The 12,678-nt window shown below is 66.7% G+C and carries 11 protein-coding genes; 8 read left to right on the forward strand and 3 right to left on the reverse strand.

Features of this window, described 5'->3' with window-relative positions:
• The first annotated feature begins 134 nt into the window (after nt 1-134).
• Together ftsZ and lpxC are read left to right on the forward strand one after the other, a co-directional pair.
• Nucleotides 135-1,370, forward strand: a complete 1,236-nt coding sequence (ftsZ, locus tag AC5P60_RS15725) for a cell division protein FtsZ (RefSeq protein ID WP_005408084.1) — start codon at nt 135-137, stop codon at nt 1,368-1,370.
• A 192-nt stretch (nt 1,371-1,562) separates the two neighbouring features.
• Nucleotides 1,563-2,474 carry a UDP-3-O-acyl-N-acetylglucosamine deacetylase gene (lpxC, locus tag AC5P60_RS15730; RefSeq protein WP_005408085.1) on the forward strand — a complete coding sequence of 304 codons (912 nt, stop codon included), beginning with the start codon at nt 1,563-1,565 and terminating at the stop codon, nt 2,472-2,474.
• Nucleotides 2,475-2,756: 282 nt separating this feature from the next.
• Here the strand turns inward: lpxC and AC5P60_RS15735 are convergent, their stop codons facing one another.
• Nucleotides 2,757-3,206: a DciA family protein gene (locus AC5P60_RS15735; RefSeq protein WP_005408086.1), complete on the reverse strand. Its 450-nt coding sequence runs from the start codon at nt 3,204-3,206 to the stop codon at nt 2,757-2,759.
• Nucleotides 3,207-3,218: 12 nt separating this feature from the next.
• On the opposite strand from AC5P60_RS15735, the gene AC5P60_RS15740 reads away from it, so the two are divergent.
• The 3 genes from AC5P60_RS15740 to AC5P60_RS15750 all read left to right on the forward strand — a co-directional run bounded on the left by AC5P60_RS15740 (nt 3,219) and on the right by AC5P60_RS15750 (nt 8,245).
• Nucleotides 3,219-4,175, forward strand: a complete 957-nt coding sequence (locus AC5P60_RS15740; RefSeq protein ID WP_033834438.1) for a M23 family metallopeptidase — start codon at nt 3,219-3,221, stop codon at nt 4,173-4,175.
• A 278-nt stretch (nt 4,176-4,453) separates the two neighbouring features.
• On the forward strand, nt 4,454-7,186 hold the full coding sequence (gene secA, locus AC5P60_RS15745; RefSeq protein ID WP_033834439.1) for a preprotein translocase subunit SecA: 2,733 nt from the start codon (nt 4,454-4,456) through the stop codon (nt 7,184-7,186).
• Between the two features lie 102 nt (nt 7,187-7,288).
• Nucleotides 7,289-8,245 carry a Nudix family hydrolase gene (locus AC5P60_RS15750; RefSeq protein WP_059036320.1) on the forward strand — a complete coding sequence of 319 codons (957 nt, stop codon included), beginning with the start codon at nt 7,289-7,291 and terminating at the stop codon, nt 8,243-8,245.
• A 51-nt stretch (nt 8,246-8,296) separates the two neighbouring features.
• Here the strand turns inward: AC5P60_RS15750 and AC5P60_RS15755 are convergent, their stop codons facing one another.
• Together AC5P60_RS15755 and metF are read right to left on the reverse strand one after the other, a co-directional pair.
• Entirely contained in the window at nt 8,297-8,881 is a 585-nt protein-coding gene (locus AC5P60_RS15755) for a DUF4124 domain-containing protein (protein WP_049397434.1), read from the reverse strand.
• Between the two features lie 40 nt (nt 8,882-8,921).
• Nucleotides 8,922-9,749, reverse strand: a complete 828-nt coding sequence (gene metF / locus AC5P60_RS15760; protein ID WP_012479162.1) for a methylenetetrahydrofolate reductase [NAD(P)H] — start codon at nt 9,747-9,749, stop codon at nt 8,922-8,924.
• 203 nt (nt 9,750-9,952) lie between these two features.
• On the opposite strand from metF, the gene AC5P60_RS15765 reads away from it, so the two are divergent.
• Genes AC5P60_RS15765 through AC5P60_RS15775 form a run of 3 tightly spaced genes read left to right on the forward strand, consistent with a single transcriptional unit; the run spans nt 9,953 to nt 12,678 of the window.
• A complete protein-coding gene (locus AC5P60_RS15765) occupies nt 9,953-10,879 on the forward strand; it encodes an alpha/beta fold hydrolase (protein WP_483693492.1) in 927 nt (308 codons plus the stop codon).
• Between the two features lie 24 nt (nt 10,880-10,903).
• Nucleotides 10,904-11,950, forward strand: a complete 1,047-nt coding sequence (locus tag AC5P60_RS15770) for a sensor histidine kinase (protein ID WP_262247472.1) — start codon at nt 10,904-10,906, stop codon at nt 11,948-11,950.
• Nucleotides 11,947-12,678: a LytR/AlgR family response regulator transcription factor gene (locus tag AC5P60_RS15775; RefSeq protein ID WP_111173357.1), complete on the forward strand. Its 732-nt coding sequence runs from the start codon at nt 11,947-11,949 to the stop codon at nt 12,676-12,678. Before AC5P60_RS15770 ends, AC5P60_RS15775 begins: the two co-directional genes overlap by 4 nt.

Genomic DNA, 12,678 nt, shown 5'->3' on the forward strand with positions numbered 1-12,678 from the left:
GCACCTGCAGTACCCGCATCACAACGCAGCAACGCAATACACAACCCACACAGCCGCAACGGCAACATGACACGCGAAGGCAGGAGGCCCGACCGTCCATGCCACCGACAAGCGGATACAACGAGGACACGGACATGGCGCATTTTGAACTGATCGAAAAGATGGCACCCAATGCGGTGATCAAGGTGGTTGGCGTGGGCGGCGGCGGCGGCAATGCCGTGGCGCACATGGTCAACTCGGCGGTGGACGGCGTGGAATTCATCACTGCCAACACCGACTCCCAGGCCATCAAGAATTGCGGTGCCAAGCTGCAGCTGCAGCTGGGTACCAACGTGACCAAGGGCCTGGGCGCAGGCGCGAACCCGGAAGTCGGCCGCCAGGCCGCGCTGGAAGACCGTGAGCGCATCATGGACGCCCTGCAGGGCGCGGACATGGTGTTCATCACCGCCGGCATGGGCGGCGGCACCGGCACCGGCGCTGCACCGGTGGTGGCGCAGCTGGCCAAGGAGATGGGCATCCTGACCGTGGCCGTGGTCACCAAGCCGTTCCCGTTCGAAGGCCGTCGCCGCATGCAGGTGGCGCTGAAGGGCATCGAGGAACTGAGCCAGCACTGCGACTCGCTGATCACCATCCCGAACGAGAAGCTGATCACCGTGCTGGGCCGCAACGCGACCATGATCCAGGCATTCCGCGCCGCCAACGACGTGCTGCAGGGCGCCGTGCAGGGCATCGCCGACCTGATCGTGCGTCCGGGCCTGATCAACGTCGACTTCGCCGACGTGCGCACCGTCATGTCCGAAATGGGCCTGGCGATGATGGGTACCGGCACCGCCCGTGGCGATGACCGCGCCCAGGCCGCTGCCGAATCGGCCATCCAGAACCCGCTGCTGGACGACGTGAACCTGGCCGGTGCCAACGGCATCCTGGTCAACATCACCGCCGGTGCGGACTTCACCATGGCCGAGTTCGACGAGATCGGCCGCACCATCGACGGCTTCGCTTCGGAAGACGCCACCGTGGTGGTCGGCACCGTGCTCGACCCGGACATGCAGGACGAAGTGCGCGTGACCGTGGTTGCCACCGGCCTGAACCGCGTGTCGGCCAGCAAGGCCCAGCGTCCGGGCGAGCGCGCGCCGATCAAGCTGGTCCGCAACGCCACCACCGGCCAGCCGGAGTTCGGCGACTTCGACAACGGCGGCGACGCCGTGTCCAAGGCCGTCGGCGGCATGGGCCTGGGCCTGCGTCGCGCCAGCAGCGATACCGCGGCGGCTTCGGCCCCGTCGGCGCCCTCCTCTTCGGCCCCGGCCGCGGCAGAACTGCCGAACGACTACCTGGACATCCCGGCGTTCCTGCGCCGCCAGGCGGACTGAGCGGGCCGGCCCGGGGTTGTCCTCCCCGGGTTGCGCCACCATGTCCTGAAAACGCGGGCGCCGGGCCAGGATGGGCCCGGCCGCCCTGCTTCATGTGCGTCCCATTGGCGCGCCGGTGTGTCCTGCTTGCCTTTCAGCCGGGGTAGGGGACCGTGCGTGTTAATCTAATGTGTCACTTCCGGTCCATCCCCCATGATCCAGCAACGCACCCTCAAGAACACGATCCGCGCCACCGGCGTTGGCCTGCACAGCGGCGACAAGGTCTACATGACCCTGCGCCCGGCACCGGTCAACCATGGCATCGTGTTCCGCCGCGTGGACCTGGACCCGGTGGTGGAAGTGCCGGCCAAGGCCGAGCTGGTCACCGAAGTGACGCTGTGCACCGGCCTGACCTGCAACGACGCCAAGATCCAGACCGTCGAACACCTGATGTCGGCGCTGGCCGGCCTGGGCGTGGACAACATCATTGTCGAACTGTCCTCGGCCGAGCTGCCGATCATGGACGGTTCGGCCGGCCCGTTCGTGTTCCTGCTGCAGTCGGCGGGCATCGTGGAACAGGATGCGCCCAAGCGCTTCATCCGCGTGCTGAAGACCGTGGAAGTGACCGAAGGCGACAAGGTGGCCCGCTTCAGCCCGTACGAGGGCTACAAGCTGGGCTTCACCATCCAGTTCGACCACCCGATGATTCCGGCCAAGCAGTCGCGCCAGGAAATCGAGTTCTCGACGCTGGCCTACACCAAGGAAATCTCCCGCGCGCGCACCTTCGGCTTCATGCGCGACCTGGAATACATGCGCGAGCGCAATCTGGGCCTTGGCGGTTCGATGGACAACGCCATCGTGCTGGACGAGTTCCGCGTGCTCAACGAAGACGGCCTGCGCTACGCCGACGAATTCGTGCGCCACAAGATCCTCGATGCGATCGGCGACCTCTACCTGGCCGGTGGCCAGGTGCTGGGTGCCTACGAAGGCTTCAAGTCCGGTCACGCCCTCAACAACAAGCTGGTGCGGGCGCTGATGGCCGACGCCACTGCCTGGGAATGGGTCAGTTTCGACTCGCCGGCGACGCCGGATCCGGTCGAATATGCCACTCCGGCCTACGCCTGATTTATGTAGGTTGTTGAATTAAAAGGCAAAAACGCCGCCTTTCAGGGCGGCGTTGTCGTTTCAGGCGTGGTCGGCGCATTCAGCATGCTTGACACGCGTCAAGGCTGGTTCGAGGTCACGGTTTTGTGAACCTGTTGGATCGGAAGCCTGAATTTAACGCAGTTTTAACAACAATCTAACGACAGGCCCCCGGATGGCAGCTAGGATGCGATCCGGCCCCCGAAATGTTTCACGCCGTGGTGACACGCGCGACGGGGAGCGGAGCCGGATGCTCCGTTGTCGTCAGGACCGCTTCTTCGGCTTCGAAGGAACGTCCTGCAGGCAAGCCAAGGCGTCGCGTAGCCCTTTGTGCGTGGCGGCTGAAACTGCGTGGGGTCCATTCCGGTTGTCGAGCGCTGGGGAGCGCGTGGGAGTGGGAGACGCAGTCTTGATGGTCACCCTGGTGGCCTTCAGCCCGATGGAACGGGCCGCGTCGAGCAACTGGGCTTCGGCAAGCCGCAACTTGGCATGCCAGACCGGGGACTCGACGAGAAAAACGAGGTGTTCCCCGTCCACATTGGCCAGCCGGCAACGGCTGCGCAGAGGTGGCGGCAACTGGGGGCGCAACTGACGGTCCAGCGCGTCGAGCCACAAGGCACGCCGCAGCGGGTTCCCGCTTTTGTCCGCCATCACCGCATCCAGCGCCGGCTTCGGCACTGACGCGGGGCGAACGCTGGATTTCGGCTCAGACATGAAAACTCACTGATGGCATTCAAAAAGATCGTAATCAAAACGCGTGAAGGACAGGCCAAGTCGTCGCCGATCGCGCGTTTGCGGTTCTATTTCGAGGACCGCCCCCGCGCCCTGCTGGGCAGCGTGCTCGGGGTAGGCTGCATTATCGGCCTTGCTGGCGGCATTGGCGCCAGCGCGCTGAATGATTCCCGGCTGCAGGCCAAGGTCGAGCGCCAGGATGCGGAACTGGCCAAGGTCAAGCGCGATGCGCAGACCCAGGTCAACGCGCTGGCGGCACGCCTCGGCGAGCTGCAGGCGCAGGCTACCCGCCTGAACGCCCTTGGCGAACGGCTGACCCAGATGGGCAAGCTGGAAGATGGCGAATTCGACTTCAACGAGACCCCTGGCCTCGGTGATGGCGATGCCGGCGGCCCGACCAGCGACATCCCGGTCAAGGACGTCAACGCCGACTTACAGGTGCTGGAGCAGCGTTTCGCTGCTTCAGGCCGCCAGTTGTCGGTGATGGAATCGCTGATGTTCGACCACCAGCTGCAGCAGAACGCCGTGCCGTCGCGCATGCCGATCCGCAACAGCTACGTGACCTCCGGCTTCGGCACCCGTGCCGACCCGTTCGGCCGCGGTGCCGCGACCCACAAGGGCATGGACTTCCACGCCAAGGTCGGCGACCCGGTGATGGCCGTGGCCGAAGGCGTGGTCAGCTTCGCCGGCGTGAAGGGCGGTTACGGCAACGTGGTCGACGTCGACCACGGTAATGGCTACGTCACCCGCTACGCGCACAATTCGCGCCTGGTGGTGAAGGCCGGTGACCTGGTCCGTGCCGGGCAGGAAGTGGCCAAGGCCGGTTCCACCGGTCGTTCGACCGGCGCCCACGTGCACTTCGAGGTGTGGGAGAACGGCAACGTGGTCAACCCGCGCAAGTTCCTCGGCGACGGCGGCAACACGCCGGTCGGCCGCGTCAGCCGCGGCTGATGCCCGGGGCGGATCCCTTCCGCGCCGCGGGAGGGCTCTGACCCGATGCGGTTGATCTGGTAGTGCCGGCCGCTGGCCGGCAACCTCATGATCTTCGGCAGCATCGCGGATCACCGGGCAGCGGCCGGCACTACCCCTCGGGGTTGAAACCTCAGCCGCCCGTCCCAAGCTACAATGAGTGTTGCCATCGACAGGGCGCCAGGCGCCCTGTTTCGTTTGCGGCGGACGGATCCCAAGGGGGAGGCCGGGCGTCGTGTCCATCCAACCCGGTTCCTTCAATGATCAACAGCCTGCTTACCCGCGTATTTGGCAGTCGTAACGAACGACAGCTGCGCCAGCTCAACCGCATCGTCGCCAAGATCAATGCGCTGGAGCCGGAGATCGAGAAGCTTTCCGACGAGCAGCTTCAGGCCAAGACGCCGGAGTTCAAGCAGCGCATCGCTGACGGTGAAGCCCTGGACAAGGTGCTGCCGGAAGCCTTCGCGGTCTGCCGCGAAGCCGGCCGCCGCGTGCTGGGCATGCGCCACTACGACGTGCAGCTGATCGGCGGCATGGTGCTTCACCTGGGCAAGATCGCAGAAATGCGCACCGGTGAAGGCAAGACCCTGGTGGCGACCCTGCCGGTGTATCTCAACGCGCTGGAAGGCAAGGGCGTGCACGTGGTCACCGTGAACGACTACCTGGCCCGCCGCGACGCCGCGCAGATGGGCAAGCTGTACAACTGGCTGGGCCTGAGCGTGGGCGTGGTCTACCCGGGCATGCCGCACAGCGACAAGCGCGAAGCCTATGCTGCGGACATCACCTACGGCACCAACAACGAATTCGGCTTCGACTACCTGCGCGACAACATGGCGCTGTCCAAGGCCGACCGCTACCAGCGCGGCCTGCACTACGCCATCGTCGACGAAGTCGACTCCATCCTGATCGACGAGGCGCGTACCCCGCTGATCATCTCCGGCCCGGCCGACGATTCCCCGGAGCTGTACATCCGTGTCAACCGCGTCGTGCCGCACCTGATCAAGCAGGAAGCGGAAGACGGCGAGGGCGACTTCTGGGTCGACGAGAAGGGCAAGCAGGTGCACCTGTCCGAAGCGGGCATGGAGCACGCCGAGCAGCTGCTGGTTGAAGCCGGCATCCTCAACGGCGAAACCGAAGGCCTGTACGCGGCGCAGAACCTGACCGTGGTCCACCATCTCAACGCCGCCCTGCGCGCGCACGCGATCTACCAGCGTGACGTTGACTACATCGTGCGCGACGGCGAAGTGGTCATCGTCGACGAGTTCACCGGCCGTACCCTGGCCGGCCGCCGCTGGTCCGATGGCCTGCACCAGGCGGTGGAAGCGAAGGAAGGCGTGCCGGTACAGCGCGAGAACCAGACGCTGGCGAGCATCACCTTCCAGAACCTGTTCCGCATGTACAAGAAGCTGTCCGGCATGACCGGCACGGCCGATACCGAAGCCTTCGAGTTCCAGAGCATCTACGGCCTGGAAGTGGTGGTGATCCCGACCAACCGCCCGACCATCCGCAAGGACAGCCCGGACCAGGTGTTCCTCAACCGCAAGGGCAAGTTCAATGCGGTGCTGGCCGACATCGAAGAGTGCGCCAAGCGCGGCCAGCCGGTGCTGGTCGGTACCACCTCGATTGAAACTTCGGAAATGCTGTCCGAGCACCTGAGCAAGGCCGGTGTGAAGCACGAAGTGCTCAATGCCAAGCAGCACGACCGCGAAGCGACCATCGTCGCCAACGCCGGCCGTCCGGGCGCGGTGACCATCGCCACCAACATGGCCGGCCGTGGTACCGACATCGTGCTGGGCGGTTCGTTGGAAGCAGAGCTCCACGCGCTGGGCGAGGACGCGACCGACGAGCAGAAGGCCGCGGTCAAGGCCGACTGGCAGAAGCGCCACGAGGCAGTGAAGGCGGCGGGCGGCCTGCACATCGTCGGCACCGAGCGCCATGAGTCGCGCCGTATCGACAACCAGTTGCGTGGCCGTTCGGGCCGCCAGGGTGACCCGGGTTCGTCCCGCTTCTACCTGTCGCTGGAAGACAACCTGATGCGCATCTTCGCCTCCGACTGGGTGCAGAAGGCCATGCGCATGATGGGCATGAAGGAAGACGACGTCATCGAAGACCGCCTGGTCAGCCGCCAGATCGAGAAGGCGCAGCGCAAGGTCGAGGCCCACAACTTCGACATCCGCAAGAACCTGCTGGACTTCGACGACGTCAACAACGACCAGCGCAAGGTGATCTACGCCCAGCGCGACGAACTGCTGGACGCCGAGTCGGTGAAGGATAACGTCGACGGCATCCGCGACGATGTGATCTTCGACGTGGTGGCCCGCTTCGTGCCGCCGAACTCGATCGACGAGCAGTGGGACCTGCGTGGCCTGGAAGCGACCCTGGAGTCGGACTTCGGCCTGCAGATGTCGCTGACTGACCTGGTCAAGGAGCACGAGGAGCTGGATGCCGAGGCGATTGCCGCCAAGGTGCAGGAACGCGTCAACCAGCACTTCGCCGAGAAGGAAGCCGGCGTGGGCGAAGAGACCATGCGCGCACTGGAGAAGCACGTGATGCTGACCGTGCTGGACCAGAGCTGGAAGGAGCACCTGGCGCGCATGGATTACCTGCGCCAGGGCATCTACCTGCGTGGTTACGCGCAGAAGCAGCCCAAGCAGGAATACAAGAAGGAAGCCTTCGAGCTGTTCTCGGACATGCTGGAGAACGTCAAGCGCGAAGTGGTGACCCTGCTGTCGCGCGTGCGTATCCGCAGCGACGAGGAAGTGCAGGCGCTGGAAGCGGCCGAACGCCAGCAGGCCGAAGCCCGCCTGAGCCAGTCGCAGTTCCAGCACCAGGACGTGGGCGGCTACAGCGCCGACGAGGAAGCCGCGCAGGTGCAGGCTGCCCAGCAGGGCGTGGCGCAGACGCAGCGCGACGAGCCGAAGATCGGCCGCAACGATCCGTGCCCGTGCGGCAGTGGCAAGAAGTACAAGCACTGCCACGGCCAGCTGAGCTGATGCCGAAGAGCCCCGCGAAAGCGGGGCTTTTCGTTTGTGGCAGGGGAGTCGCAGCGGATCCGTGATTGCGCCGGCCGCCCTGTTCTGGGCATGCTTCCCCCCATGCCTTCCCCCACCCGATCGATCCATGTCGTGGCCGCCGTCATCACCGACGCCCGTGGCCGCGTGCTGCTCAACCGCCGTACCGAGAACCGCGACATGGCCGGCCTGTGGGAGTTTCCCGGCGGCAAACGCGAATCCGGCGAGACCTCCGAACAGGCGCTGGTGCGCGAGCTGCGCGAGGAACTGGGCATCGAGGCCGATGTCGGCGAGTGGCTGATGGATGTGCCGCAGCGCTATCCGGACAAGCACCTGACCCTGGAGGTGCGCCACGTGCGCAGCTGGAAGGGGACACCGCGTGGGCGGGAGGGCCAGGCAATCACCTGGGTGGCGCCGGACAAGCTGGGCCGCTATTCGATGCCACCGGCCGATCTGCCGGTGGTGGCCGCGCTGCGCCAGCCCGACAGCTACCTGATCACCCCGGCGCCGGCCGATGATGAGGGCGGCGTGCAGCATTGGCATGAACAGCTGCAGCGCGTGGTGGCCGCGGGCCAGCAGCGCATCCAGCTGCGGTTGCCGACGGCGCATCCGCAGCGGCAGGCGATGGTCGAACAGGCCGTGCGCGCGCATCGTCGCAGCGGGGTGCAGTGGCTGCTCAATCGCGATATCGAACTGGCGCGTGCGTTGGGCGTGGGCGTACACCTGGGCAGCGAGCAGTTGCAGGAACTGTCGCAGCGTCCACTTCCCGAAGGCCAGCTGGTGGCCGCATCCTGCCACGACCTGCAGCAGCTGCAGGCCGCACAGCAGCTGGGCTGCGACTTCGCCGTGCTGGGCCCGGTGCAGGCCACGGCCAGCCATCCGGACGCGGTGCCGCTGGGCTGGGACGCGTTCGCCGAGCTGCGCGCGCAGGTGTCACTGCCGATCTATGCGCTGGGCGGCATGGGCCGCGGTCACGTCGCCGAAGCGCGTCGCCATGGCGGGCAGGGCATCGCCGCCATTCGCGGGCTGTGGCCGGAGTGAGCCGGCATGCGGGGTCAGATCCCTGCGCAGCAGGGCTCTGACCCCGCCCGATCACAACGTGATCCAGAAACACCCGTACTGCCGCCGCAATCCCAGCACCGTCGAGGCGCGCGCCACGCTGCCCGGCAACGTCTGCTCCAGGCGCAGGCCGACCGGATGGCGCACGGCCGGCGGCTCAGGGTCGGACCCCTGCGCAGCAGGGCTCTGACCTTCATCCTGCGATAGCGGCAGCGCCTGCGAGGGATACACCGGCACCACGTCCACCAATGGCCGCCGCGCCAACGATTCCAGTTGGCCGAGAATGCGCTGCGCGCCCGCGTCGGACACCGAGCCCCACAGGTACAGCGAGGACAGCCGATTGACGTCGTTGCTGAGGATGCCGTTGCGCAATGCGTCCACGAGCTCGCTCAGCCGGCGCGGGCAGCGTGCACCCAGCGTGTCGCGCGCTGCGGTATTGCCGGTCGGGGAGGGCGGCGGCAGCCGTGACCGTGCACCCACGCTGTCGCAGGGCCGGTCGGTATACACGCTCTGGCCCTGCGCATCGGTGCAGCGGTTCAGGCGCGTGGACTGTGCGTGGGCGACGCTCGACAGCACGCATAGCGGCAGCAGCAACAGCAGGAAGGAAAGCCGGATCATCCTCGCAGGGTAGCGCCGATCCGGTCCGCATGGCGTGCTTTCAGCCCCGCAGCAGTTTCAGCACTGAAGTGGTCGGCTTGGCCAGGTTCAAGGTGTAGAAGTGCAGGCCGGGCGCGCCGCCTTCGATCAGGCGCTGGCACAGCCGGGCCACCACTTCCGTGCCGAATGCACGTACCGACTCGGCGTCATCGCCGTAGGCCTGCATCTTGCGGCCGATCCAGCGCGGAATCTCCGCACCACACTGCTCGGAGAAGCGGCGCAGCTGGCTGAAGTTGGCGATCGGCATGATGCCGGGCGTGATCGGCACCTGCACGCCGAGCCGGCGCACTTCATCGACGAAGTGGAAGTAGGCATCCGGGTTGAAGAAGTACTGGGTGATCGCCGCATCGGCACCAGCATCGATCTTGGCCTTGAAGTGCTTCAGGTCAGCCAGCGCATCGGTCGCCTGCGGATGCGTTTCCGGATACGCGCCCACTTCGATGTGGAACGCATCGCCATGCTCGGTGCGGATGAAGTCGATCAGCTCGGCGGCGTAGCGCATGTCGCCGGGGAAGCCCATGCCCGAGGGAAGGTCACCGCGCAGCGCGACCAGGCGACGGCAGCCGATGGCGCGGTACAGCTTGAGCAGCTCGCGGATCTCCTGGCGGGTGCCGCCCACGCACGACAGGTGCGGCGCGGCATCGAAGCCATGGTGCTGGTTGAGGTGGCGCACGGTCTCGGAGGTGTAGCTCAGGGTCGAGCCACCGGCGCCGAAGGTACACGACACGTATTCGGGGGCGTAGTCCTTCAGCTTGGCCGCGGCACGGTCCAGCTGGCTGCGCTGTTCGTCGGTCTTGGGCGGATAGAACTCGAAGCTGATGGCGGTCATGGCGCGGATGGCGGCGTTCGGTGCGAAGCAGTATATCTCTTCATCAAGATGGATGCTTGAAGATTGCGTGAGAGCCCGCCGTCCCCGGCCCGCGACCGTTCGCCCCGCCGTGCGGCCGCTGCTCCGAAATCGCAACCGGGGTGCCTCCGCCAGGCCCACGCTGCTCCCATCCCGGCACCACCCACCCAATGAAGGAGCAGACGATGGAGATCTTCCTGGCACTCTGGTACGCAATGAAGGCCCTGGCCCGGCTGGCGATGATCGGCATGGCGATGGCCGTGCTCGGTTCCGGCTCGGCGCATGCGGCGGCCGCCACCGGCACCGGCAAGGTGCAGGTCGAGGTGGTCGGCAAGGGCCGTCCACTGCTGATGATCCCCGGTCTTAACAGCAGCGCCGAGGTCTGGCGCGAGACCTGCCTGGAGCTGAAGGACGTGCAGTGCCATCTGGTGCAGCTGCCGGGCTTTGCCGGCGCTGCGCCCGCCGACCCGCGCCCGGCCGAATTCCTGCCGGCCATGCGCGGGCAGCTGCTGGCCTACCTGCATGACCAACAGCTGGGCCCGGTGGTGGTGATCGGCCACAGTCTTGGCGGCCTGCTGGGGCTGCAGATGGCGCAGGCCGAGCCGAAGGCAGTCAGTGCGCTGGTGGTGGTCGACGCATTGCCGTTCCTGCCGGCGGCGCGTGACCCGAACGCCACCGCAGACAGCGTGCGGCCAATGGCTGACCAGCTGCGCAAGGGCATGCTCGCCGCCGATGCCGCGCAGTGGCAGGCGCAGCTGAAGGCCGGCCTGCCGGGCATGACCCGCGATCCGCAGCGGCAGGCCGAGCTGGGGCGCTGGGGCGAAGCCAGCGACCGCCAGACCACCGCTGATGCCATGCATGCGGTAATGACCACCGACCTGCGTGACAGCATCGCCTCGATCACCGCACCGACGCTGGTGCTGGGCAGCTGGGCCGGCTACCAGCCGATGGGCGGCACCGAGGACAGCACGCGCGCGGTGTTCCAGGCGCAGTACGCGAAACTGCGGGGCGTGCAGATCGCGATGAGCGCGCAGGGTTTCCACTTCCTGATGTGGGATGATCCGCGCTGGCTGCGCGGTCAGGTGCAGGCCTTCCTCGACCACCACCACTGAGTTTCAACACGCCTCGGAATGGACATGCCGGATTCCTCCTCGACGGTACGCTTCTGGCTGCTCAATGCGCTGGTGTGGGTGCTCTATGGCGTTGCCGGAATCGGCCTGCGCCAGGCCTATTTCAGCGATGCCGGAAGCGCAGGCGTGTTGATCACGCTGGGTCTGGCGTTGGCCCTGTTCGGGTGCAGCGGTGCCATCCGCGCGCTGGCGCTGCGTGCCGACTGGTGGGCGCGCGGCACGGCCGGGCTGTTGCTGCGGCTGGCGCTGTCGGTGGCATTGGGCGCGGCAGTGGCGCAGCTGCTGGTGAACATCGCGCTGCACTCGGCGCTGGCCTGGAACTGGGTGAGCCTGGGACGGCAGACGGCCGACTTCAGCCCCAAGGCGCTGCTGCTCTACTGGTACACCACTGCGGTGATGCTGGCCCTGTGGGCAGCGCTCTGGGCAGGCCTGCACAGCCTGCGCCGGATACGCAGTGCGGAACTGGCGCGCCTGCGTGCCGAGGCCGAGCGCAGCGCGCTGGAGCGCGATGCACTGCGTGCACGGCTCAACCCGCATTTCATGTTCAATGCGCTGAACAACCTGCGCGCGCTGATCCTGGAAGACCCGGAGCGTGCGCGCGATATGGTCACCCGCCTGTCGCGCACGCTGCGCCAGGCGCTGGCGCACAACCGCAGCGAGCAGGTCACCCTGGCCGAGGAACTGGTGGTCGTGGACGACTACCTGGCCATCGAGGCAGTCCACTTCGAACAGCGCCTGCAGGTAAGCCAGCACATTGATGCCGATGCCATGCAGGCACAGCTGCCGGCGATGGCGCTGCAGCTGCTGGTGGAGAATGCGATCAAGCATGGCATCGCCAGCCGCCCGGGCGGCGGTGAGGTGCAGATCCGTGCCACGCTGGACAATGACGTGCTGCGCCTGCAGGTGGACAATCCGCTGGGCAGCGCCAACGAGCCCACCCATGGCCATGGGGTTGGCCTTGCCTACCTGCGTGCGCAGCTCGGCACGCAGGGGAGTTTCATGCTGCAGCCGGTCGGCGACCGCATGCAGGCCCTGCTGGAGATTCCGCAATGAGTGGCGTGCTGCGTGTGTTGATCGTTGATGATGCACGGCTGGCGCGGCAGGAGCTGCGCACGCTGTTGTCGGCGCTGCCATGGGTGCAGTGCGTGGGCGAGGCCGACGATGTGCCCGCTGCACGCGAGGCGATCGCCACACTGGCGCCGGACCTGGTGCTGCTGGATGTGCAGATGCCCTCCGGCAGCGGCTTCGATGTGCTGGATGGGCTGGAGACGGTGCCGGCGGTGGTCTTCGTTACTGCCTACGACACCTATGCGGTGCGCGCCTTCCAGGCCAATGCGCTGGACTATCTGGTGAAGCCGGTCGAGGCGCCGCGCTTGCTGGAAGCGTTGCAGCGGGCGCGCCGGCGCGAGGTGGTGGCGGGCGAAACGCCGGAGCCGCGCAGCACGCTGGGCGCGCAGGACCAGGTGTTCGTGCGCGAGGGCGAACGCTGCTGGTTCGTCGCGGTCTCGGAGATCCGTCGGCTGGTGGTGGATGGCAACTACACACGGCTATGGTTCCGCGACCAGAACGCCCTGCTGACCCGCAGCCTGAGCGCGCTGGAAGCACGCCTGCCGCCGGAGTTGTTCTTCCGCGCCAACCGCAACACGCTGGTCAACCTGCGCCGCATTCGTGGCGTGACGCCCAGCATTGCAGATGGCTACGATCTGGCGCTGGACGACGGCAGCGAGGTGGAGGTATCGCGGCGGCAGGCACGTGAACTGCGCGAGCGGATGGCGTTGTAG

This window comes from Stenotrophomonas sp. YJH_SMC_120 (assembly GCF_059368675.1).